Origin of the sequence: Paraferrimonas sedimenticola (assembly GCF_002282855.1) — a bacterium.
In the GTDB taxonomy this organism is placed as follows: Bacteria; Pseudomonadota; Gammaproteobacteria; order Enterobacterales; family Shewanellaceae; genus Paraferrimonas; species Paraferrimonas sedimenticola.
Map to the genome: position 1 here is coordinate 78,524 of NZ_NRIR01000007.1, position 21,164 is coordinate 99,687.

The window sequence follows — 21,164 nt, forward strand, 5'->3', positions numbered from 1 at the left end:
TATTGTTTTAATGACTGGGGGCTACGCCGACTCAGGCGCCGCCTCAAAAAGTGTTAGCTGATAAAGTTGCGCCAATTCGAGCGCCGCCTTGGGCGCGTCCAAAAACTGCAACTGCCGCTGATTTTGCTGGCTAGCCAGTTGACTCCAGCGCAAAAGTAAAGCGACACCGGCGCTATCTATATAGGTCAGCTGACTAAGATCGACACAGTTTACCTCTTTGGCGAGGTGGTAGTCATCCGTTTGCGCGATTTTTGCCACTTGAGGCATATCTAGCCGACCACTCAACGCCAGTCTGTTTGGCTCCTCTTTGAGCAAACTCAGCATCAAGAAGGGTCCTTCTGATCTCTGGGCTGGACTTTTGACTGTCCTTTTTCCGCCAGCGTAATTGTGACTTGGTCAATGCCTTGTTGGCGGATCATGGCAGCGATTTGGGATTGCTTTGAGGCCAGCAGACTCACGCCCTCTGCCACCATATCAAAGGCTTTCCAAGTGTCGTTCTTGAGGCGTCGCGCTTTGAACTGAATCTTAATGTCGGGGCGGCCCGGCTCAATGATGTTAACACCAACACTGACAATCGACTCTCCGCTAAAGTCTTGGGCAGGCTCAAAGGACACGGTTTGATTGGTGTACTCAGTGAATGCTTGCGCATAGGTGGTAACCAAGTAACTGCTAAACGCCTCAACAAAAGCGTCGCGTTGCGCGCGATTGGTCTGCCTTAAGAACTTGCCCAACACTTTGTACGCCGAGTATTGCGAGTCGATGTACGGCATGAGCTCCTCTTCAACGATCACCTTAAGGTGATCGGGATTGGTCTCAATTAACTGTCGATCTCTCTCAAAACGCGCAAAGGTCAGCTCAGAGACTTGCTGAACCAATACGTATGGGTTCTTGTGATTCAACTCGTTGGCAGTCGCTGTGGATAGACTCAATCCAAGCAACGCAGCGGTACAAATGAGAGTTCTAAAAAACGCTGTAACCATAATTAGTTGTCCGATTTTAAGCTATACAGAAATTGGCCTATCAAATCCTCGAGAACAATCGCCGAGCGAGTATCGTGAATTACGCTACCCTCTGCTAATAACTCGGTCTCATCCTCCAAGAAAAACCCTGGGGTGAGGCCTATGTATTGTTCCCCGAGTAACCCCGAAGTTAATATTGAGACCGTTGAATTGTCAGAAAATTCGCGATAACGACCATCCATTAATAAAGTCACTCGAGGTGATAAGAGTTCTGGGTCCAGCTCTATCTTCGCCACTCGCCCAACCACAACGCCACCGACTTTCACCGGTGAGCCGGCCTTCAAGCCGCCAATGTTGTCAAACACAGCGCTGACCTGATAACTGTCGTTAGAAGGGCTTAAATCCACATTGGCCACGCGAACCACCAAGATAGCCAAAGCGGCTAAACCTGCCAGCATGAAAGCGCCAACCATTAATTCCATTTTGCGAGTATTCATGTGTTATTTCCCAAACATAATGGCAGTTAATACGAAATCTAGGGCCAAAACGGCCAATGAAGAATGCACCACGGTGGCCGTGGTTGCTCGGCTGATACCTTCTGGATTAGGGGTAGCATCGTAGCCTTTAAACACTGCAATCCAAGTCACTACAAAGGCGAACACCAAAGACTTAATTATGCAATTGACTATGTCCTGGCGCCACTCGACCGCGGCTTGCAAAATAGACCAGAACGCGCCCGAATCAATTCCCTTCCAGTCAACGCCAACCAAATGACCGCCCCAAACGCCGACGGCGCAGAACATCAGCGCCAACATGGGCATACTGATAACGCCCGCCCAAAAGCGCGGCGCAATCACCTGACGCAAAGGGTCCACCGCCATCATTTCCATACTGGATAGCTGTTCGGTGGCCTTCATCAAACCAATCTCAGCGGTCAGTGCAGAACCGGCACGCCCAGCAAATAACAGGGCCGTCACCACAGGGCCGAGCTCTCTAAGAAGGCTCAATGCCACCATAGGACCCAGCGACTGCTCGGTGCCAAAGTCCACCAGTATGGTGTAGCCCTGCAAAGCGATGACCATGCCGATAAACAGACCGGAAATCACCACAATCGAAACCGATTGCACCCCAACCACATACAGCTGACGCACCAACAAGGGAAAACTCTTGCGCGGCGTCGGCTTGGCGACAATTGCCGAAATCAACATCAGAGCGGCACGGCCTAACGCCTGAGTCCAATCCAAGCCTTGACGCCCTAAACGGGCAATGGCATCCATTACTTTAACTCCTGCTGATAATCTGGTGCAGACATGTGAAACGGCACAGGACCGTCGGCGCGCCCTTGCATGAACTGGGCTAGATGAGGGTCTGGGTTGTCTTTTAACTCTTGCGGCGTGCCTTGAGCTATGATGCGCTGGTCGGCTATCACGTAGGCATAATCGGCGATCGATAGCACTTCTTCAACGTCGTGAGATACCACTACAGAAGTCAGGTGCAAGGCTTGGCTTAGGTCTTTAATGAGCTTAACTAATACCCCCATGGAGATGGGGTCTTGTCCGGCAAAAGGCTCGTCAAACATCACCAGCTCCGGCTCGAGCGCAATGGCGCGAGCCAAAGCGGCACGACGCTGCATTCCACCGGAAAGCTCAGACGGCATAAGCTGCGCGGCGCCGCGCAAGCCTACGGCCTGCAACTTCATCAGCGCCAACTTGCGAATTAGCTCCTCGGGCAGATTGGCGTGCTCGCGCAGTGGAAAAGCCACGTTGTCCAACACCGACATATCGGTAAACAGCGCGCCACTTTGAAACAGCATGCTCATGCGGCGTCTGAGCTTGTAAAGCTCGCGTCGCGACAGCGCATTAATGTCATGCCCGTCAAACAATACTCGACCAGCGTCGGGTTTTAGTTGACCTGCTAGCAGTTTCAGCAAAGTGGTTTTACCAATGCCTGAAGGCCCCATAATGGCAGTGACTTTGCCCGGTTCGATAGTGAGTGAAATGTCGCTGAAAATTGCCCGCTGACCGCGGTGAAAACTGAGGTTATTTACTTCCACCAAAGGCTGTTTTGGGGTCATAATCCCTACCCATTATTGATATTTTCGGTGATGGCATTCCGCGCCAAACACGGTCGTTTAGTTTACGTTTTTGCCATATACGACACAAGTTTGCCATCGGACCACTTCCAATTAGACAGGGAAACGGCGAAAATGCCCGCTGAACTTGTTACAGCCAAGCATCATGTTAATTAATCTTGCATTACTTATTGGTGGCCTGTTAGCACTCATTTGGAGTGCTGACCGCTTTGTATACGGCGCCTCGGCCTTTGCCCGCAACATGGGACTGCCCCCATTGCTAATTGGCCTGACGATTGTCGCTATGGGCTCCAGCGCACCGGAAATGTTTGTCGCTGCGACCGCCGCGTTAGACGGCCGACCAGACACAGCTGTGGGTAACGTATTAGGCTCAAATATCGCCAATATCACCTTGATCCTTGGGGTGACCGCCAGTATCCGTGTGATCGCGGTTGACTCTTCTACCTTGATTCGCGAAATCCCGCTGATGCTAGCAGCGAGTCTGTTAGCGGGCTGGTGCATTTACGACGGCTACCTTGAGTATACCGAAGCGGTCATTTTGTTGGCCGCTTTCTTAGCTGTCATGGGTTACCTGATTTGGCACGCTCTAGATCAACGCGGCAGGCGCCCCGACAAACTGGCGCGCGAGACCGATGACGACATTCCTGCAGATGTGACCACCGGCAGTGCGCTGGGATGGCTGGCGGTCGGTCTAGTCCTACTGCCGCTAAGTTCCGATTGGTTGGTCGAGGGTGCGGTGGGGATTGCCCAGTACTTCGGCATGTCGGATTTAATGATCGGCCTGACCATCATCGCCATTGGCACCAGCTTGCCTGAGTTGGCCGCCAGTATTGCCAGCTTGATGAAAAACGAGCACGACCTCGCGGTGGGTAACGTGGTTGGCTCCAATTTGTTCAATATTCTGGCCGTGTTGGCGATTCCCGGCTTTATTGCCCCAAATGTGTTGGATGCCAACGCCTCGGGACGAGATTTGTATATTATGTTAGCCACCAGCGGCTTGCTGGCGTTGCTATTGGTGCTCGGCGGGAAGCCTCGCCAACTCAAGCGCTGGCACGGGTGGTTATTCTTGGCCATTTTTATCGGTTACCAAGTCACCCTATTCGTCAGCCGCTAAACCATTATTGGAACTTGCAACTTTATGAGCCACACAGCACAACAACTCATTCAATGGGGCCGTGACGTTGTCGATATCGAGAATTCGGCACTAGAACAACTACACAAGCACATAGATTCCAGCGATTTTGTGCAAGCTTGCGAGCTTTGCCTTAAGACCAAAGGCAAGGTCATTGTCATGGGCATGGGAAAATCTGGCCACATAGGCAACAAGATTGCCGCGACCTTGGCCAGCACCGGTACCCCCGCATTTTTTGTCCACCCAGGCGAAGCCGCTCATGGGGATTTGGGCATGCTGTCTGATAAGGATCTGGTGATTGCCATTTCCAATTCTGGCGAAGCCCACGAAATCCAAACCCTGATGCCGGTGATCAAGCGCATGGGCTTGTCATTGATTGCCATTACCGGCCGCCCAGAGTCCAGCTTGGCACAACTAGCCGACGTGCATTTAAGCATCGCGGTTGGCGAAGAAGCCTGCCCATTAGGCTTGGCACCGACCACCAGCACCACTGCGACCTTGGTGTTAGGTGATGCGTTGGCAGTCGCTTTATTGCAAGCTCGCGGCTTTACTGCTGACGATTTTGCCCTGTCACATCCGGGTGGCTCGCTGGGACGTAAACTTTTATTAAAAGTCTCGGACATCATGCACAAGGGTGATGCGCTGCCGACCGTATCGCCACAGCACACCATCGCCGAAGCCCTGTTGGAAATTTCCGCCAAAGGTTTGGGGATGACCGCGGTCGTAGACGACAATCAAGTACTACTAGGCTTGTTCACCGACGGTGATTTGCGTCGAGTCATTGATGCTGGCGTGGATTTGCGTGAAAGCCGCATCGATCAAGTGATGACCGCAAATTGTGTTACCTTAGAACAAGATGTGTTGGCCGCCGAAGCACTAAAAATCATGGAACAACACAACATTAACGGCATCTTACTAGTAGACGCTGAGAAACGCCCTGTGGGTGCACTGAACATGCTCGACTTGGTTCGAGCTGGAGTCCTGTAATGACACAGCAAAGCCTTTACGGCCCAGTTGACGATGCCATATGGCAAGCCGCGAAAAACATCAAACTGCTGATTTGCGATGTGGATGGTGTATTTTCTGACGGCCGCATTTATTTGGGCAATCAGGGCGAAGAGCTAAAAGCCTTTCACACTCGCGATGGCTACGGGGTTAAAGCCCTGCTGTCTGTGGGCATTGAAGTGGCGGTAATTACCGGACGCCAGTCCAACATAGTACAACAGCGCATGCAGCAGCTGGGACTGAGCGAAATTCACCAAGGCGTTGAAGACAAATTATCGGTTTACCAAGCACTGGTATCGCGCATGCACCTGCGTCGCGAAGACGTGGCTTATATTGGCGACGATTTGGTGGATTTAGAAGTCATGGCTGAAGTTGGATTGGCGGTGGCCGTTGCTGATGCACATCCGCTGGTACTTAAGGCGTGTGAGTATCACACTAGCCTGCCTGGCGGTCGTGGTGCGGTGCGCGAGCTGTCGGACTTAATTCTGCAAAGTCAGGGCAAGCTGGCGCAAGCCACAGGGTTGAGTGTATGAGTCGCGCCAATCTAATTGGTTTGATTATGATTGCAGCAGCTGCCGCGCTGTACATTCAGTCCGAGCTGAAAAAAGACTCTGACTTGGCCGGCGCCAACCAAAATGACTACCCGCCAGATTTTATTGCCACCCAGCTGAAATCTCGAGTGTACGATGAAACCGGTAAACTCAACTCCCGCGTTCAAGCTCGTTCGATGGAGCACTATCAGGCGTTGAACCTGACGATATTTGAGCGCCCGACTTACAGTTTGTACCCCAATGAAGGCCAATCTCATTGGCAGTTAGGGGCGAATATCGGCACCCTATACAACGACACTCAGCAAGTCATGCTCGAAGACCAAGTGGTGATTAACGCCATCAGCCCCAACGAGCCGATTAAGTCGATCAATACCAGTTATATCGAGTTGTCGCTGGGGGACATGATCATGACTTCCAATCGTTCGCTAACCATTCAAGGCGATGATTTTGAACTTCAAGGCTTAGGCTTAAAGGCGGATCTCAACGCCAACACAGTCAACCTACTCAGCCAGGTAGAAGGAACCTACTATGTGGAATAAATCCCTAGCGGCGCTGCTATTTAGCGCCCTTGTCAGCACTTCTGCCGCCGCGGTGACCGCTGACTACTTACAGCAAGTGACGATTAACTCGGATACACAAAGTGCCGATATCAACGAAAGCCTGATCATTTTTGATGGCAACGTGGTAGTGCGTCAGGGCAGCATGGAAATCAAAGCCGACCGCCTGACCGCTCAGACCAACGAAGACAAAACCGCCAAAGTCTTGGTCGCCACCGGCCAACCGGCCACCTACGAGCAGGTAATGGAAAACGGCGCGCCGGCCAGCGCCTCTGCCGAAGAGATTCGTTACGACATTGCCACCAGCACTTTGACCATGATTGGCAACGCCTCGCTTGAGCAAACCGGCAACAAGGTCACCGGCCATCAAATTCGCTACAACATGGAAACTCAGCGGATCATCGCCGAGAGCTCGCAAGGCAGTAACGACCGAGTCACCACCATTTTGCAGCCGAGCCAGCTCGAGCAAGAACAACAAAAGCAAGACAAGTCGTCGCAGAACCAAGGATAAGCCAGTACCTATGAAAGTCTCTACCTTGACCGTCAGCAATGTGGCCAAAGCCTACAAGGGCCGCCAAGTGGTTAAAGACGTCAGCTTGCAAGTGAATACCGGACAGGTCATCGGCTTGCTTGGTCCTAACGGCGCTGGCAAAACCACTACCTTTTACATGGTGGTCGGTTTGGTAAAAAGCGATGCGGGCAGCATTCACATCGACGATGAGAATCTCACCCTTGCGCCCATGCACGAACGCTCTCGTCGCGGCATCGGTTACTTGCCGCAAGAAGCCAGCATTTTTCGCAAGCTGTCGGTAGTGGATAACATAATGGCGGTGCTTGAGACCCGCAAAGACTTGTCTAAAGACCAGCGCAACCACGAGCTTGAATACCTACTCGAAGAGTTTCACATCACCCACATTCGCGACAATTTGGGCATGAGTCTGTCCGGTGGTGAGCGTCGTCGTGTTGAAATCGCTCGCGCTCTGGCCGCTAATCCCAAGTTCGTCCTGCTTGATGAGCCCTTTGCCGGAGTTGACCCCATCTCGGTTATCGACATTAAGAAGATCATCGAGCAACTGAAAAACCGCGGTCTAGGGGTGTTGATTACCGACCACAATGTTCGCGAAACCCTAGACGTTTGCGAGCGCGCTTACATCGTTAGCCACGGCGCCTTAATCGCCGAAGGTGCGCCAGCCGAGATTCTCGATAACCAACAGGTACGCGCAGTGTACTTAGGCGAACAGTTCAGGCTATAGTTATTTGGTTTAATAAAATCCTAATTCGCCTTTAGAACAAAGAAAATAACAAGGATTTTCGCAGTAAGATGAAAGCCTCTCTCCAGCTCAAACTGGGGCAACATTTAACGATGACCCCCCAATTGCAACAGGCCATTCGTCTGCTGCAATTGTCTTCATTAGAGCTACGACAAGAAATTCAAGAGGCCCTCGAGGCCAACCCACTGCTGGAACAAACAGAGAACTCTGAAGCCAGCAGCAGTGACAGCGACTCCCTGACGCCCGTCAATACCGCCCAAACCGAAAGTAGCGACAGCAACGATTCTGCCGACAGTGACAATAGCTCGATGGAAGCTGGCGATGCCATCAATCAAGAGTCCGTTAGCGATGAGCTGCCAATGGACACCACTTGGGACGAAATGTACTCCGCCGCCAGCGCGCCGAGTACACCGGCGGTAAGCCGCGACGACGACCGCGTGTTTCAGGGCAGCACCAGCGAGTCCCTGCAAGACCATCTCGAGTGGCAAATGCAGCTGACCCCCTTTAGCGATATGGATCTGGCGATTGCAACAGCGATTGTCGATGCCATTGATGAAAAGGGTTACCTGACCCAATCGGTGGAAGACATAGTCGAAGCGGTTGGCGACGCTGACGTTGAGGTGGAAGAAGTGATGGCTGTGCTCAAGCGAGTACAGCACTTTGATCCTATTGGTGTGGCCGCGCGCTCCTTGCAAGAGTGCTTGCAAATCCAGCTCAATCAGTTCGACAAATCGACACCGTCTTTGGAGGCGGCGTTGGATTTGGTCACTAACCACATGGAATTATTAGCAACCCGCGACTTTCGCCAATTGATGCGTAAGGCTAAACTCAAAGAAGCCGAGCTGAAATTAGCCTTAGATCTGATCAAGACGCTAAACCCTAATCCGGGCTCGCAAATCCAAGTCGAGGAAGAGCAGTACATAGTTCCAGACGTATCCGTCACCAAGAAAAAAGGTCGTTGGGTGGTCGAACTGAATCCAGATAGCATGCCGAAAATCGGCGTCAATCAACAATACGCGGCATTGGCCAGCTCCGCCCGAAGCAAGTCGGACAGCCAATTTATTAAAGGGCATCTGCAAGAAGCCCGTTGGTTCATTAAGAGCCTGGAAAGCCGCAACGACACGCTTTTAAAAGTTTCCAACTGTATTGTGAAATTCCAGCAAGGTTTCTTCGAGTATGGCGAAGAAGCCATGAAACCTATGGTGTTGAACGATATCGCGGAAGCGGTCGATATGCATGAGTCGACCATCTCTCGGGTCACGACCCAAAAATACATGCACACCCCTAGAGGCATCTTTGAGCTTAAGTACTTTTTCTCCAGTCATGTGGGTACCGACGATGGAGGCGAGTGCTCGTCTACCGCGATCCGAGCGTTGATCAAAAAGCTGGTTGCTGCTGAGAATCCCAAAAAACCATTAAGCGACAGCAAGATGGCGCAACTTTTAGCGGAACAGGGAATCAAAGTAGCTAGGCGAACCATCGCCAAGTACCGGGAGGCTATGCTCATACCGCCCTCTAATCAAAGAAAAAGCTTGTAACCAAAGCCATAAGGAGTTGTTTTATGCAAATCAATCTAACTGGCCACCACGTTGAAATCACCGATTCCCTGCGTGATTACGTTGAAACTAAGTTCGCAAAGCTTGAACGACATTTCGATCAGATTAATAATGTCTACGTTGTATTGAACGTCGAAAAGCTGCAGCAAAAAGCCGAGGCCAGTGTGAATCTGCCAGGTGGCGAAGTATTTGCAACTTCAGAGCATACCGACATGTATGCCGCCATAGACTCGCTTATCGACAAGCTGGATCGCCAAGTGATCAAGCATAAAGAGAAGTTAACCAGACACTGAGATGGAAATTAAAACCATATTGGTACCGGGTTGCGCTCAATGCGCAACCCCAGGTAGCAAAAAAAAGGTGCTTCAACTCATTAGCGAGTTGGCCGCCGAACAAGCCCCAGCGCTATCACAAGAAGATGTATTTGAAGCTTTGCTGGCCCGTGAAAAAATGGGCAGCACAGGCATTGGTAACGGCATTGCCATTCCACATGGCAAGCTGGAAAACATCGACAAGCCGATTGCTGTGTTGGTGAAATGCGAAACCCCAATTCCCTTCGACGCCATCGACAACCAACCGGTTGATCTCCTGTTTGCCTTATTTGTTCCAAACGATGACGCCAAATTGCATTTAAAGACATTGTCACAAATGGCCGCTACTCTTGCAGATAAGCGCATTTGTAAACAATTGCGAAGAAGTCATACCGATAAGGAACTGTACGAGGCCGTTTGCGAACAATGAAACTAGTGATCGTCTCGGGCCGCAGCGGCTCAGGCAAATCTCACGCCCTCAAAGTATTAGAAGATTTAGGCTACTACTGCGTAGATAACCTGCCTTTACCTTTGATGCCGGCGCTGTTGACCGAGTTAGAAGGCCGCTGTCAATCAGTGGCGATCAGTATCGACGTTCGCAATATTTCGATTTCGCCCGAGCAGCTTGAGCACCAGCTCACCAATTTGCCCGAGCACATGGACGTCACTCGTTTCTATTTGTACTCCGAAGACGAAGTGCTGCTCAAGCGCTACTCGGAAACCCGCCGCTTGCACCCTCTGAACCAGTACCAGGGTTCGCTACTGCAGGCGATTGCACAAGAGAAGCAATTGTTAGCGCCGCTGGCCAACATTGCCGATCATTACATAGATACCAGCAAGCTCACCATTTACGAATTGGCGGATACCATTCGCGAGAGTTTGTTTGGTGCTGTGCCCAAAGAGCTCAAGCTGACCTTTTTGAGCTTTGGCTTTAAGCACGGCATGCCCCGCGAAGCCGATTATGTGTTTGATGTGCGCTTTTTGCCAAACCCGCATTGGGAGCCTGAGCTTCGCCCCCACACCGGTCTTGAAAAACCGGTAATAGACTACCTAGATAAACAAGAGTCCGTGCAAAAGCTGATGGACCAGGTGGGTGAATTCATCAATACCTGGCTGCCATCCCTTGAGCAAAACAACCGCAGCTATGTCACCTTTGCCTTTGGCTGTACTGGCGGAAAGCACCGCAGCGTGTATCTCGCCGACCAGCTTGCCAAGCGCTTTGCCGAATGCCCGCATAAAGTCGACGTGCGCCATCGGGAGCTTCAATGAGCCGAGTGTCGGCTCAAGTCACTATCTGCAATAAGCTCGGGCTGCACGCTCGAGCGGCTACAAAACTCGCCCAACTCGCTCAGCAGTACGATGCCACAGTCACCCTGCAACAAGGGGAGAAAACCGCCAGTGCGGCCAGCGTATTGGGGCTGCTGATGCTTGAGAGCAGCATGGGCAAACGCATTGAAGTCATCGCCGAGGGTGCCCAAGCGCAAAGCGCCTTAGACGCGGTTTGCCAGCTGATTCAAGCGCGCTTTGACGAGAGCGAGTAAAGCCTCAGTTAGCCACATCAGACCTGATATTTATGTTGAAGTAAGATAGACTTAGCCCATCAAAAACAAGGGTGATAGGCATGGCGCTAGACGTACTTGAACCACAAAGCAGCGACGAACAACTGCACAAGGTCAATCGTGCTTTAAGTAGCGGTATGTTTGTGCACGTGCGTCAGATGCTGCATCAAATGGCCTGCGCCGACGTCGCCCTATTGCTCGAATCCTCTCCTATTCGCACCCGCTTAGTCCTTTGGCAAATGGTCGACCATGACCAGCAAGGTGAGATCCTTGAAGAACTGCCTGAAGATGTAAAAGACGCTCTGATCAGCCAAATGAGCGCCGAGAGTTTGGCGGCCGCCACCGCGGGTATGGACACGGATGACTTGGCCTACATTTTGCGCAGTCTGCCCGACTCTGTGTACCAGCAAGTGCTGGTGTCCATGGACAGTCAGGACCGAGCTCGGGTTGAGCAAGCCTTGTCCTACCCAGATGACACCGCCGGCAGTCTGATGAACACGGATACCGTGACCATTCGCCCGGACGTTTCTGTGGATGTGATTCTGCGTTACTTGCGCTTGCGCGGCGAACTGCCCGAGGCCACCGATACTTTGTACGTGGTCGACAAGCAAGACGTTTTACTTGGCGGTTTGGCAATTACCACCCTGCTCACCTGCGACCCCAATATCACCATTAAGAAGCTGATGAATCGCGAGTTAGAAGCGATTGGGGTAGACATGGAAGACACCAAGGTGTCGCAACTGTTTGAGCGCCACGACTGGATATCGGCGCCGGTGGTGGACGACAAGGGCAAGTTGCTAGGCCGTATTACCATTGATGACGTGGTAGATGTAATTCGTGAGGATGCCGAACACTCCATGTTGAGTATGGCGGGTATGGAAGACGACGTGGACACCTTTGGTCCCGTGTTTAAGTCCACCTTGCGCCGTACCCTTTGGCTTACCGTTAACTTGTTCGCAGCCCTGTTGGCGGCCTCGGTGAGCAACATGTTCGAAGGCACTTTGGAGCAGTTTGCCACCATCGCTATTTTGATGACCATTGTGCCGTCGATGGGCGGTGTGGCCGGTAACCAGACCCTGGCGCTGGTGATTCGCGGTCTGGCACTGGGCCACATCAGCGATTCTAATGCCCGCTGGCTGGTGGGCAAAGAGCTCGCCATCGGCTTTCTAAACGGCCTGATTTGGGCATTGCTCATCTACGCTGTGGTGTGGATATGGAAAGACGACTCAGCATTGGCCTTGCTGATAAGCGGCGCCATGCTGGTCAACCTCACCATCGCAGGCCTGGCCGGCGCCGCTATCCCATTGCTTTTGAAAAAGCTCAACATCGACCCAGCGCTCGCCGGCGGTATGGCACTGACCACTATCACAGACGTAGTGGGCCTTTTCGCCTTCCTCGGCCTAGCCACCCTAGTCCTGCTCTAACCCAGCACTAAACTCAAAAACAATTAGCACCAACCTTGGCTTTTTACCACTAACCACCACTAGCGCAAATAGCCCACAGCTTACTAACAGGGGACAGTCCCCTACCCCAAATTCCGCCGCTTTTATCCACAGCTGCCTAATATTCACAAAAAAAGCGCCAAAATTGGCGCTTAATCTATTCACACACTTACTCACAGGGGACTGTCCCCTAGGGTGGTTTTGCTCTGTTTTATCCACAGAGCTTACTTTTGGGGGAGTTTGCGTGACTAATTTCCGGCGATCTTCATGCTCTCTAGCAAGATGGCGCCGGTACCGATGGACGAGCGGGTTTCGCGCTGGTTATCGATAGCGACTAGGTTGGCGTACATGTCCTTTAAGTTACCGGCGATGGTGAACTCTTCCACTGGGTATTGAATCTGACCGTTTTCAACGTAGAAACCGGCGGCACCGCGTGAGTAGTCACCGTTAACCGTGTTGACCCCTTGGCCCATCACTTCAGTGACAAGAATGCCGCGGTCCATTTGTTTGAGAATACCGTCAAAATCGACACCGGTATCGGCGATGTGCCAGTTGTAGATACCACCGGCGTGACCCGTGGTTTGCATCCCCATTTTTCGTGCTGAATAGCTGGTCAGCAGGTACTGTTGCAACACGCCGTCTTTAACGATATCCGCCGCCTTAGTGGCAACACCTTCGGAATCGTAGGCCGCGCTGCCGAGGCCACCCTTGATCAGTGGGTTTTCATGGGCCTGGAACCAGCTTGGGAACAGCTGCTTACCTACTTTGTCGAGCAAGAAGCTGGACTTGCGGTACAAGGCACCACCGCTAATGCCGTGAATGAAGTGGCCAATCAGACCTGTGGCAATCTCGCGGTCAAACACTACAGGTAAGGTTTGAGTGTCCAGTTTGCGCGCGCCCAAACGCGAGTTCACTTTCTCCGCTGCCTTGCTGCCAACTCGCTCTGGGGTCCAAAGTTCGTCGAAGTTGCGCGCCGAGGTGTAGTCGTAATCGCGCTGCATACGCCCGTCTTGCTCGGCGATGGCCACCATACTCAAGCCGTAGCGACTGGTGAGCTTGCCGTGCAGAAAACCGTGGCTATTGCCATACACCTTAATGCCGGTGTGAGCCGAAGCATTGGCTCCGTCGGACTGGCTAATGCCAGCATCAAAGGCGGCGGTTTCCGCGCGCAACGCCAAAGCTTCTAATTCAGCAGGAGTAAAGTTGCGGGGATGACACAAGTCCAAATCAGGTACGTCGGTGGCCATTAATTCAGCATCGGCCAGGCCATTGGCTTTGTCCGCTTGGGTGTACTTGGCAATGCTAAAGGCCGCCCCTACCGCTTGCTTAATCGCTTCTGGGGATAGGTCGGATGTCGAAGAAGTACCTTTACAACCGTTTAAGTACAAGCTGATACCCAGCGCGCCGTCTTGGTTGAATTCAACGGTTTCCACTTCGCGATTGCGAGTACCAACCGACAAGCCTTGTTGACGAGAAATGGCCACCTCGGCTTGGTCTGCGCCCAGTTTCTTGGCCTGCTCAACCGCATCGGCCACTGCGACTTTTAGTCGCTCCAATTGTTGGGTTAATTCTTGTTGGCTCACCGCCACTCTCCCTTGATTAGCTTGAGGCTAGCATAACAGATGTTACCCACGACTTTTGCAGGCTTTTGCGTAAATTCCGCCAAGAAGCTGTTAATATAGAAGGTTATCAGCTCTAACCAATCGAATTTCCAATCATGAATTCAAAGACCAAAAATCGAGCTCAGTCCCAGAGCTTCGACAATTCACAAGATCAAGACGTGGATTTTGTCAGTAAATCCGAACTTAAGCGGGCATCCGAAGCACTGCAAAAGCTCGGCCTTAAGCTGGTCAACTTACCCGCCGCCAAATTGGCCAAAGTGCCAGTGCCTGATGAACTCATGGACGCCATCGAGCTAGCTCACCGACTTGAAAAAAAACACGAAGCCAAACGCCGTCATATGCAATACATTGGCAAGCTAATGCGCAACATAGACGTTGAGCCAATTGAGCAGGCGATGTTTGAGTTAGAAAACGAGCACAATCTGGCCAATGCCAGGTTCCACGCGCTTGAGCAGCAGCGCGACGCCATCGTCAAAGACGGCAACTCTGCGATCGAAGCCTTGATGGCCGAGCATCCTGATCTCGATCGTCAGCGTTTGCGTAATTGGGCACGTCAGGCGAGCAAAGAAGCCGCCGCCAACAAGCCGCCTAAAGCCAGTCGCGAGATTTTTAAGTACTTGCGCGAGCAACTACTGGATTCGGAATAAGGGATAGGAGCCGCTGCATGCAGCCCATTGAAGCCATTTGGCAAGACATTAAACAAGAAGCCCTGTGCCAAGCACAACGCGAGCCTTTTTTGGCCAGCTACTTTCACTCAAGCATTATCGGTCACAACGACTTAGGCGCGGCGTTGAGCTATCTACTGGCCAACCAGCTAGGCGACGAGACCATGCCGGCAATCAGCCTGCGCGAAGTGATTTTGGGCGCCTACCTCCGCCACCCTCAGCTGGTTGAATACGCCGCTCACGATATTTGTGCGGTCAAAGAGCGCGACCCTGCTATCGAAGACTGCTCCACCGTATTGCTCTACCTTAAAGGCTACAAAGCGTTGCAAGCGCACCGCGTTAGCCATTGTTTGTGGAGCAACAATCGCAAAGCCTTAGCGCTTTACCTACAGAGCCGAGTATCAGCCACTTACGGCGTCGACATTCATCCCGCCGCCCAAATCGGCAAAGGGGTCATGTTTGACCATGCCTCTGGCATTGTCGTCGGCGAGACTTGCGTTATCGAAGACAATGTCTCCATCTTGCAGTCCGTGACCCTCGGGGGAACCGGTAACGAAGTGGGCGACCGCCACCCTAAAATTCGCCAAGGGGTGATGATAGGCGCTGGTGCCAAAGTACTAGGTAATATCGAAGTGGGCGCTGGTGCTAAGATTGGTGCCGGCTCAGTGGTACTGTCGCCAGTGGCCCCACACACCACTGTAGTAGGCATTCCAGCTAAGGTTGTGGGCAGCCCATCAACCGCCATGCCCGCACTGGACATGGACCAAAACGTACTCAAAGACTAATATCCTCGGTCATTAGACCAGTATTTTGCTGCGATTGTCGGCGAAAACTCTATAATGGTGCGAAACTGCGCGTTAGTTCACATGCTAGCGCGCAACTTACTATGGACTAACACAATGCTGCACGTTAGCATCAAGTTAGCCCTAAAGTTTCCGAGGATGGCTTCAAAATGTCGAATAAGCGCCAAGTGTTACTCATAAATGGTCCCAATCTCAACCTGTTAGGTCAGCGCGAGCCGGAGCACTATGGACAACAAACCCTAGCGCAAATCGTCGATGGACTCTCGCAACAAGCACAATCATTGGATCTCGCCCTTGAGCACATCCAATCCAATGCTGAGCACGAGCTGATTGATGCCATTCATCAAAGCCAAGCGGATTTCATTGTGATTAATCCGGCGGCTTTTACCCACACCAGCGTTGCTCTACGCGACGCCCTTAGTGGTGTGAAAATACCTTATATCGAAGTGCACCTATCTAACGTGCACGCCCGCGAGCCTTTCCGCGCTCACTCATACTTTTCCGACAAAGCGGTGGGTGTGATTTGTGGACTGGGTGCGCAGGGTTACCAATTTGCCTTAGAAGCCGCAGCCAATTACCTGCGCGCTTTGAAAAAATAACAAGACTGAGAGAGTTGCTATGGACATTCGTAAAATTAAAAAACTAATTGAATTGGTTCAGGAATCCGGCATTGCCGAGCTAGAGATCACCGAGGGTGAAGAGGCGGTACGCATTTGTCGCCAAGGCCAAGTTGCCGCCGCTCCACAAGTGCTTCAAGCGCCTGTTGCTGCCGCACCTGCTCCAGCTGCTGCCCCTGCTGCTCCGGCCCCTGCCGCTGCAGAAGCCCCAGCCGTTGCTTCTGGTCACACCCTGAAATCACCAATGGTTGGTACTTTCTACACTGCATCTAGCCCAGGCTCCGCACCTTTTGTTGAAGTAGGCCAGCAAGTGAACGTTGGTGACACTCTGTGCATCATCGAAGCGATGAAAATGATGAACCAAATCGAAGCCGACAAGGCCGGTGTGGTTAAAGCCATCCTAGTAGACAACGGTGAGCCAGTTGAGTTTGACGAACCTCTGTTCATCATCGAATAAGAAGGCGTTGAACTATGTTGGATAAAGTAGTCATCGCAAACCGAGGCGAAATCGCGCTTCGTATTTTGCGGGCCTGTAAAGAGTTGGGCATCAAAACCGTTGCTGTACACTCAAAGGCTGATAAAGACCTAAAACACGTATTGCTTGCAGACGAAACCGTGTGTATCGGTAACGCCCCTGCCACAGAGAGCTACCTCAACGTCCCTGCGATTATCGCAGCCGCTGAAGTGACTGATGCAATCGCCATTCACCCTGGCTACGGCTTCTTGGCGGAAAACGCCGACTTTGCCGAGCAGGTAGAGAAATCTGGCTTTATCTTCATCGGCCCTTCGGCTGACGTGATTCGCCTGATGGGTGACAAGGTATCGGCCATTGACGCCATGAAGCGTGCCGGTGTACCTACCGTGCCAGGTTCAGACGGTGAGCTGGACGAGGACAACGATCGCAACAAGCGCATGGCTCGTCGCATCGGTTACCCTGTGATCATCAAAGCCTCAGGTGGCGGCGGTGGTCGTGGTATGCGCGTAGTTCGCAGCGAAGAAGAGCTGATCGAGTCTATCGCTCTGACCAAAGCCGAAGCTGGTGCAGCGTTTAACAACGACGCTGTGTACATGGAGAAGTTCCTAGAGAACCCACGTCACATCGAGATCCAGGTAATGGCCGACGGCCAAGGCAACGCCATCCACTTGGGCGAGCGCGACTGTTCTATGCAGCGTCGCCACCAGAAAGTGGTTGAGGAAGCCCCAGCACCTGGTATTACCGAAGAGATGCGTAAGTTCATCGGTGAGCGTTGTGCCCGTGCTTGTGTTGAAATTGGTTACCGCGGTGCCGGTACCTTTGAATTCTTATACGAAAACGGCGAGTTCTACTTCATCGAGATGAACACCCGTATTCAAGTAGAGCACCCTGTGACCGAAATGGTTACTGGTGTGGATTTGATCAAAGAGCAACTGCGCGTTGCCGCTGGTCAGCCACTATCACTGACCCAAGACGATGTGATTATCCGTGGTCACGCCATCGAGTGTCGAATCAACGCCGAAGACCCGAATACCTTTATTCCAAGTCCAGGTGAGATCACTCGTTTCCACCCACCAGGTGGCATGGGTATTCGCTGGGATTCGCACATCTACGCTGGCTACCGAGTACCGCCTTACTACGATTCAATGATTGGTAAGCTAATTACCTATGGTGAGAATCGCGGTATCGCTATCGCTCGTATGCAAAACGCGCTTAGCGAGCTGGTTGTGGCTGGTATCAAGACCAACACTGAGTTGCAGCAGCGCATTATGGACGACGAGAACTTCCAGAACGGCGGTTCTAACATCCATTATCTAGAGAAGAAGCTAGAAGCCGAAGGCTAAGCCTAATCTGCTAGAAAACGAGCCTACAGCCCGACGCCTTTCGCGCCGGGCTTTTTTGTGTACGTGGCCAAAACAAGAACTAGCACCTGTTTTTTAGCCGCTTAGTTTTAGTACAATGGTGCAATTAACCGTTTTTTTCTACAAGGATGCACTCGTTGACAAGCAAACAGGCGCAGGGCTTTACGCTGATCGAAGTGGTAGTGGTGGTGATAGTGTTAGGCGTATTGGCCATCACCGCCACCAGCAAGTACATAGACTTAAAAAAAGATGCCCAAATCGCTGTGTTTACCGACTTGGCCGGACAACTGAATCAGGCGCTATTAAACATTGAAACCATTCGCCATCTTCCCAACAAGATTCACACGCCAGATGCCGCCAAACCGGCTTGGGAAAAGCTGGCTTATAACGATTCCACCGAACTCTGGCTCTACAAGGGCTTCATGCACGCGCGCGAGTTGTGCCACGTGCTAGGTCTTACTGCAAGCGCTTCGAACAAGAATGGAAAAATTGACAGCAACGACGGAAAATTCACCTGTAAAGATGAAAACACGGAGTTCGGCTGGATTCGTATGAACAACGTCGACCCTAATGAATGCTACATTCGTTACGTTACTAACAAGTATCAATCGCAGCCCAGAGCTATACTTCAAGGCGAGTGTGCTCAGAATTAATAAGTCAAAAAGGCTAGGTATCAAAAAGCCGGACCCTAGGTCCGGCTTTGTTCTTACATCATCGCTTTGCTGTTACAAAGCGGCTTTGTGTGCGTCAATCGCTTTGCGAATCGCGTCGCCTTCTACCAAGAAAGTCTTGGTTATATAGCTGTTTTGCTTAACCGCAAACGAGAAGCTAGTGTCGGTCACACCAAGCAAACGAGTATCGGCCAAACCACCGTCTTTGTGCTGAACCAATAGCTTGAACAAGTCGACGGCTTCTTCAACGTCCATGCTGCCACCGACTAAGTCGCGGAATGGGCCGCTGCCACCAGCGAGATACACATTGGCTTGTGCGTCTGTATCAAACTTCACAAAGCGCGAGTTAGAGTCTTTAAAGTCCGCACGACCAAAGTCAGCAGCCGCGATGGCATCGCTGGCACAAGTACCGGTGAACATGATGCGATCGGTGGTTGGACCGTTGGCACCAAAGCTGATGGTGAAACTATCAGGCGTCAAACCAACCAGTTCTACACCTTCTAAGCCGTGTTGCTCTGGCTTCCAACCGTTACCAGAGGTCAGCGCAGCAAACAGGCCTTCTACTTCTTTTTTACCGCGCTTGTTGCAATCGATACGCGAGCCGCCGGTGATCTCACCAAATTCGTCAGACACGATGCGCTTGGCGTCAGATTTGCCACCGCCCATCCAAATTGAGCCTTTGCCAGTGCTATAGAACTCAGCAAACTGAGACTTGCTGTTCTTGATGTCAACGTTTCCGCCGGCCAGACTTTGAATATAGCCTTCAACTGAGGCGCCAGTGATAAGCAGTGAATCATTGATACCAGTCCAATCAGAGATGCGCAGCATCACACTGTTTGGAGTGATAAAACCCAATTCAACACCTGGTAGGCCGTGAACATTGTTCCAGCCCTTACCACCCAAAACGGCTGCTAACAGCGGCTCGATTTTAGCGTCTTGTAAACTGTGGCCTTCAACAATCGCATCGTACTCTGGCGATACGTAGTTACGCGCCGATGAACGACTGCCACCCATGTAGATTTTGCTGGCAGCATCTGTGTTAAACCAACCAAACTGGCTGTGTTTGTCATTGTTGTTTAGGTTGTTGGCTGCAGCTGATAGTGAAAGTGCAGACAGGCAGGCGCCTGCGAGTAAGGTCAATGAAGTGCGCATTGCTAGATCCTTTTCAAAGCAACGCAACCCGGCTATCTCATTTCCCTGAGACCCGTGGCTTTCCGTCCCAGCATCACTACTGGTTTGGCAAATAGAAGGTAAATTCCTGTTTCGACGGCCGCATCATAGTCGTTTTCGAGTGCCAAATGCATGTGTAAAATCTCTAGATTGGGAAGCTAGTCACATTTCCATTACAGCTACTTAACACCCCTAAATTAGCCAATAAGAAAGCGAGCCCGTGGCTCGCTTTGTAAACTCAGATTGGCGTTAAATCTGGTCAAAATACCATGCAGCAGCACCCATCAAAGCGGTATCGCTTTTCAGTGCTAGTGACACGGGCACCGGCTCGAGATACTCGGTCATCATGCCTTTTTGACCAAAGGCTCGAGTGAAGTCTGAGTGCTGCAAGAATTCAGCAATGCGCGGCAATATACCACCACCAAGATAGGCACCACCACGAGCGCCCTGCACCAACACCATGTCAGCGGTCACGCTGCCCAACCAACGACAAAACTCATCCAAGGTTTCGCGAGCCAGTGGGTTTTTACCGCTGTCAGCGGCTTGAGTGATCTCCGCCGGAGTCGACAGTGGCGTAGGCGCATCCAACAGAGTTGCCATCGCCTGGTACAGGTTTACTAAGCCACGACCACACAGAATGGTCTCGACACTCACGTGAGCATAGCGACGAGCAAGAATCTCTACCAGTGCGGCCTGGCGAGCATTGGTAGCGGCCAAACTGATGTGTCCACCTTCGCACGGTACCGCGTGCCAACGGTTACCCATAGGCACCAACGACGCCACACCAAAACCAGTGCCAGGGCCCAACACCACACGTGGCGAGCAAGTCATGGCTTCACCTGGCTTAACGGTTTGCAGTTGCGAATCTGGTAGCAGTGGAATCGAGTAGGCATACGCCACAAAGTCATTAATCACTTTCAGCGCCGGCAACTCAAGCTGCTTGCGCAGCTCTTCAATGTTGGCGTGCCAAGCTAGGTTAGTCACACTGACCGAGTGATTGGTGCTAGGACCCGCAACCGCTAAACAAGCGCCTGAGATCACTTCATCACTAGGCAGGCTGTCTTTGTAATGACGCACAACCGCTTCAAGGCTGGGGTAATCCGCTGAAGGATAAAAACGCACTTCATCAATATCGATGCCGGACTCGGTCTTTCGAGCTAAGGCAAAACGCGCGTTGGTTCCACCGATATCGGCAACAATGATGCTTTGACTGGTGTTAGACATGGGGCTCTATCTCATTATTGTAATTTAGCCTAGTTGCAAGCCCTTCAACTCCTGTGTCGGGGTTTTGCCAAGGATTAGGCTTCTGTTATATTGCTTTGGCGTCCTATTAGAAAAAGAACAA

The 21,164-nt window shown here is 51.8% G+C and carries 26 protein-coding genes and 1 riboswitch; of the genes, 18 read left to right on the forward strand and 8 right to left on the reverse strand.

Translation table 11 applies throughout. The annotated features are described in order from the left end of the window. Window positions 1–21: 21 nt before the first annotated feature. The 5 genes from CLC93_RS12880 to mlaF are packed head-to-tail and all read right to left on the reverse strand — an operon-like array spanning window position 22 to window position 3,033. The gene (locus CLC93_RS12880) at window positions 22–324 is read right to left on the reverse strand and encodes an STAS domain-containing protein (RefSeq protein ID WP_095506389.1); all 303 of its coding nucleotides are present in this window, start codon (window positions 322–324) and stop codon (window positions 22–24) included. Beyond that, on the reverse strand, window positions 324–980 hold the full coding sequence (locus CLC93_RS12885) for an MlaC/ttg2D family ABC transporter substrate-binding protein (protein ID WP_095506390.1): 657 nt from the start codon (window positions 978–980) through the stop codon (window positions 324–326). Before CLC93_RS12885 ends, CLC93_RS12880 begins: the two co-directional genes overlap by 1 nt. 2 nt (window positions 981–982) lie before the next feature. Beyond that, window positions 983–1,456, reverse strand: a complete 474-nt coding sequence (gene mlaD / locus CLC93_RS12890; RefSeq protein ID WP_095506391.1) for an outer membrane lipid asymmetry maintenance protein MlaD — start codon at window positions 1,454–1,456, stop codon at window positions 983–985. 3 nt (window positions 1,457–1,459) lie between these two features. Next, a complete protein-coding gene (gene mlaE / locus CLC93_RS12895; protein WP_095506392.1) occupies window positions 1,460–2,236 on the reverse strand; it encodes a lipid asymmetry maintenance ABC transporter permease subunit MlaE in 777 nt (258 codons plus the stop codon). Beyond that, window positions 2,236–3,033, reverse strand: a complete 798-nt coding sequence (gene mlaF / locus CLC93_RS12900) for a phospholipid ABC transporter ATP-binding protein MlaF (RefSeq protein ID WP_095506393.1) — start codon at window positions 3,031–3,033, stop codon at window positions 2,236–2,238. The genes mlaE and mlaF overlap by 1 nt, the downstream gene beginning before the upstream one ends. Window positions 3,034–3,196: 163 nt before the next feature. On the opposite strand from mlaF, the gene CLC93_RS12905 reads away from it, so the two are divergent. The 12 genes from CLC93_RS12905 to mgtE all read left to right on the forward strand — a co-directional run bounded on the left by CLC93_RS12905 (window position 3,197) and on the right by mgtE (window position 12,417). Beyond that, complete coding sequence (locus CLC93_RS12905) at window positions 3,197–4,165, forward strand: calcium/sodium antiporter (RefSeq protein WP_095506394.1); 969 nt, start codon at window positions 3,197–3,199, stop codon at window positions 4,163–4,165. Between the two features lie 24 nt (window positions 4,166–4,189). Next, complete coding sequence (locus CLC93_RS12910; RefSeq protein WP_095506395.1) at window positions 4,190–5,170, forward strand: KpsF/GutQ family sugar-phosphate isomerase; 981 nt, start codon at window positions 4,190–4,192, stop codon at window positions 5,168–5,170. After that, the gene (gene kdsC / locus CLC93_RS12915; RefSeq protein WP_095506396.1) at window positions 5,170–5,721 is read left to right on the forward strand and encodes a 3-deoxy-manno-octulosonate-8-phosphatase KdsC; all 552 of its coding nucleotides are present in this window, start codon (window positions 5,170–5,172) and stop codon (window positions 5,719–5,721) included. Before CLC93_RS12910 ends, kdsC begins: the two co-directional genes overlap by 1 nt. Then, the gene (gene lptC / locus CLC93_RS12920; RefSeq protein ID WP_095506397.1) at window positions 5,718–6,278 is read left to right on the forward strand and encodes an LPS export ABC transporter periplasmic protein LptC; all 561 of its coding nucleotides are present in this window, start codon (window positions 5,718–5,720) and stop codon (window positions 6,276–6,278) included. The genes kdsC and lptC overlap by 4 nt, the downstream gene beginning before the upstream one ends. After that, window positions 6,268–6,807: a lipopolysaccharide transport periplasmic protein LptA gene (lptA, locus tag CLC93_RS12925; protein WP_095506398.1), complete on the forward strand. Its 540-nt coding sequence runs from the start codon at window positions 6,268–6,270 to the stop codon at window positions 6,805–6,807. The genes lptC and lptA overlap by 11 nt, the downstream gene beginning before the upstream one ends. Window positions 6,808–6,817: 10 nt before the next feature. Beyond that, window positions 6,818–7,549 (forward strand): LPS export ABC transporter ATP-binding protein, encoded by a 732-nt coding sequence (gene lptB / locus CLC93_RS12930; RefSeq protein WP_095506399.1) that lies wholly within the window; start codon window positions 6,818–6,820, stop codon window positions 7,547–7,549. Between the two features lie 68 nt (window positions 7,550–7,617). Beyond that, entirely contained in the window at window positions 7,618–9,105 is a 1,488-nt protein-coding gene (locus tag CLC93_RS12935) for an RNA polymerase factor sigma-54 (RefSeq protein ID WP_095506400.1), read from the forward strand. Window positions 9,106–9,128: 23 nt separating this feature from the next. Continuing rightward, window positions 9,129–9,416 (forward strand): ribosome hibernation promoting factor, encoded by a 288-nt coding sequence (gene hpf / locus CLC93_RS12940; RefSeq protein WP_095506401.1) that lies wholly within the window; start codon window positions 9,129–9,131, stop codon window positions 9,414–9,416. 1 nt (window position 9,417) lies between these two features. Next, a complete protein-coding gene (gene ptsN, locus CLC93_RS12945) occupies window positions 9,418–9,864 on the forward strand; it encodes a PTS IIA-like nitrogen regulatory protein PtsN (protein ID WP_095506402.1) in 447 nt (148 codons plus the stop codon). Further along, a complete protein-coding gene (gene rapZ / locus CLC93_RS12950; RefSeq protein ID WP_095506403.1) occupies window positions 9,861–10,703 on the forward strand; it encodes an RNase adapter RapZ in 843 nt (280 codons plus the stop codon). Before ptsN ends, rapZ begins: the two co-directional genes overlap by 4 nt. Further along, complete coding sequence (locus CLC93_RS12955; protein ID WP_095506404.1) at window positions 10,700–10,975, forward strand: HPr family phosphocarrier protein; 276 nt, start codon at window positions 10,700–10,702, stop codon at window positions 10,973–10,975. The genes rapZ and CLC93_RS12955 overlap by 4 nt, the downstream gene beginning before the upstream one ends. Before the next feature lie 80 nt (window positions 10,976–11,055). Next, on the forward strand, window positions 11,056–12,417 hold the full coding sequence (gene mgtE / locus CLC93_RS12960; RefSeq protein ID WP_095506405.1) for a magnesium transporter: 1,362 nt from the start codon (window positions 11,056–11,058) through the stop codon (window positions 12,415–12,417). Window positions 12,418–12,683: 266 nt separating this feature from the next. Here the strand turns inward: mgtE and pmbA are convergent, their stop codons facing one another. Beyond that, complete coding sequence (gene pmbA, locus CLC93_RS12970; RefSeq protein WP_095506563.1) at window positions 12,684–14,018, reverse strand: metalloprotease PmbA; 1,335 nt, start codon at window positions 14,016–14,018, stop codon at window positions 12,684–12,686. A 134-nt stretch (window positions 14,019–14,152) separates the two neighbouring features. Between pmbA and yjgA the strand changes: the two genes are divergently transcribed. From yjgA to CLC93_RS17925, 6 genes are all read left to right on the forward strand, one after another. Further along, window positions 14,153–14,704 carry a ribosome biogenesis factor YjgA gene (gene yjgA, locus CLC93_RS12975; protein WP_095506407.1) on the forward strand — a complete coding sequence of 184 codons (552 nt, stop codon included), beginning with the start codon at window positions 14,153–14,155 and terminating at the stop codon, window positions 14,702–14,704. Window positions 14,705–14,721: 17 nt separating this feature from the next. Continuing rightward, window positions 14,722–15,507, forward strand: a complete 786-nt coding sequence (gene cysE, locus CLC93_RS12980) for a serine O-acetyltransferase (protein WP_095506408.1) — start codon at window positions 14,722–14,724, stop codon at window positions 15,505–15,507. A gap of 167 nt (window positions 15,508–15,674) precedes the next feature. Further along, window positions 15,675–16,124, forward strand: a complete 450-nt coding sequence (aroQ, locus tag CLC93_RS12985) for a type II 3-dehydroquinate dehydratase (RefSeq protein ID WP_095506409.1) — start codon at window positions 15,675–15,677, stop codon at window positions 16,122–16,124. Between the two features lie 19 nt (window positions 16,125–16,143). Further along, window positions 16,144–16,599 carry an acetyl-CoA carboxylase biotin carboxyl carrier protein gene (gene accB, locus CLC93_RS12990; RefSeq protein ID WP_095506410.1) on the forward strand — a complete coding sequence of 152 codons (456 nt, stop codon included), beginning with the start codon at window positions 16,144–16,146 and terminating at the stop codon, window positions 16,597–16,599. Between the two features lie 14 nt (window positions 16,600–16,613). Beyond that, entirely contained in the window at window positions 16,614–17,960 is a 1,347-nt protein-coding gene (accC, locus tag CLC93_RS12995; protein ID WP_095506411.1) for an acetyl-CoA carboxylase biotin carboxylase subunit, read from the forward strand. A gap of 155 nt (window positions 17,961–18,115) precedes the next feature. Then, a complete protein-coding gene (locus CLC93_RS17925; RefSeq protein WP_425439854.1) occupies window positions 18,116–18,631 on the forward strand; it encodes a prepilin-type N-terminal cleavage/methylation domain-containing protein in 516 nt (171 codons plus the stop codon). 72 nt (window positions 18,632–18,703) lie between these two features. Here CLC93_RS17925 and CLC93_RS13005 read toward each other — a convergent pair whose 3' ends face one another. Both CLC93_RS13005 and glk read right to left on the reverse strand, forming a co-directional pair. Next, on the reverse strand, window positions 18,704–19,801 hold the full coding sequence (locus CLC93_RS13005; RefSeq protein WP_095506413.1) for a hypothetical protein: 1,098 nt from the start codon (window positions 19,799–19,801) through the stop codon (window positions 18,704–18,706). Between the two features lie 19 nt (window positions 19,802–19,820). Continuing rightward, a riboswitch (cyclic di-GMP riboswitch) is annotated at window positions 19,821–19,900 on the reverse strand. 168 nt (window positions 19,901–20,068) lie between these two features. Continuing rightward, a complete protein-coding gene (gene glk / locus CLC93_RS13010) occupies window positions 20,069–21,043 on the reverse strand; it encodes a glucokinase (RefSeq protein WP_095506414.1) in 975 nt (324 codons plus the stop codon). Between the last annotated feature and the right edge of the window lie 121 nt (window positions 21,044–21,164).

Coding starts and splice junctions, on each gene's coding strand:
- CLC93_RS12880 (WP_095506389.1), bottom strand. CDS start 324: ATGCTGAGTTTGCTCAAAGAGGAGCCAAACAGACTGGCGTTGAGTGGT.
- CLC93_RS12885 (WP_095506390.1), bottom strand. CDS start 980: ATGGTTACAGCGTTTTTTAGAACTCTCATTTGTACCGCTGCGTTGCTT.
- mlaD (WP_095506391.1), bottom strand. CDS start 1,456: ATGAATACTCGCAAAATGGAATTAATGGTTGGCGCTTTCATGCTGGCA.
- mlaE (WP_095506392.1), bottom strand. CDS start 2,236: ATGGATGCCATTGCCCGTTTAGGGCGTCAAGGCTTGGATTGGACTCAG.
- mlaF (WP_095506393.1), bottom strand. CDS start 3,033: ATGACCCCAAAACAGCCTTTGGTGGAAGTAAATAACCTCAGTTTTCAC.
- CLC93_RS12905 (WP_095506394.1), top strand. CDS start 3,197: ATGTTAATTAATCTTGCATTACTTATTGGTGGCCTGTTAGCACTCATT.
- CLC93_RS12910 (WP_095506395.1), top strand. CDS start 4,190: ATGAGCCACACAGCACAACAACTCATTCAATGGGGCCGTGACGTTGTC.
- kdsC (WP_095506396.1), top strand. CDS start 5,170: ATGACACAGCAAAGCCTTTACGGCCCAGTTGACGATGCCATATGGCAA.
- lptC (WP_095506397.1), top strand. CDS start 5,718: ATGAGTCGCGCCAATCTAATTGGTTTGATTATGATTGCAGCAGCTGCC.
- lptA (WP_095506398.1), top strand. CDS start 6,268: ATGTGGAATAAATCCCTAGCGGCGCTGCTATTTAGCGCCCTTGTCAGC.
- lptB (WP_095506399.1), top strand. CDS start 6,818: ATGAAAGTCTCTACCTTGACCGTCAGCAATGTGGCCAAAGCCTACAAG.
- CLC93_RS12935 (WP_095506400.1), top strand. CDS start 7,618: ATGAAAGCCTCTCTCCAGCTCAAACTGGGGCAACATTTAACGATGACC.
- hpf (WP_095506401.1), top strand. CDS start 9,129: ATGCAAATCAATCTAACTGGCCACCACGTTGAAATCACCGATTCCCTG.
- ptsN (WP_095506402.1), top strand. CDS start 9,418: ATGGAAATTAAAACCATATTGGTACCGGGTTGCGCTCAATGCGCAACC.
- rapZ (WP_095506403.1), top strand. CDS start 9,861: ATGAAACTAGTGATCGTCTCGGGCCGCAGCGGCTCAGGCAAATCTCAC.
- CLC93_RS12955 (WP_095506404.1), top strand. CDS start 10,700: ATGAGCCGAGTGTCGGCTCAAGTCACTATCTGCAATAAGCTCGGGCTG.
- mgtE (WP_095506405.1), top strand. CDS start 11,056: ATGGCGCTAGACGTACTTGAACCACAAAGCAGCGACGAACAACTGCAC.
- yjgA (WP_095506407.1), top strand. CDS start 14,153: ATGAATTCAAAGACCAAAAATCGAGCTCAGTCCCAGAGCTTCGACAAT.
- cysE (WP_095506408.1), top strand. CDS start 14,722: ATGCAGCCCATTGAAGCCATTTGGCAAGACATTAAACAAGAAGCCCTG.
- aroQ (WP_095506409.1), top strand. CDS start 15,675: ATGTCGAATAAGCGCCAAGTGTTACTCATAAATGGTCCCAATCTCAAC.
- accB (WP_095506410.1), top strand. CDS start 16,144: ATGGACATTCGTAAAATTAAAAAACTAATTGAATTGGTTCAGGAATCC.
- accC (WP_095506411.1), top strand. CDS start 16,614: ATGTTGGATAAAGTAGTCATCGCAAACCGAGGCGAAATCGCGCTTCGT.
- CLC93_RS13005 (WP_095506413.1), bottom strand. CDS start 19,801: ATGCGCACTTCATTGACCTTACTCGCAGGCGCCTGCCTGTCTGCACTT.
- glk (WP_095506414.1), bottom strand. CDS start 21,043: ATGTCTAACACCAGTCAAAGCATCATTGTTGCCGATATCGGTGGAACC.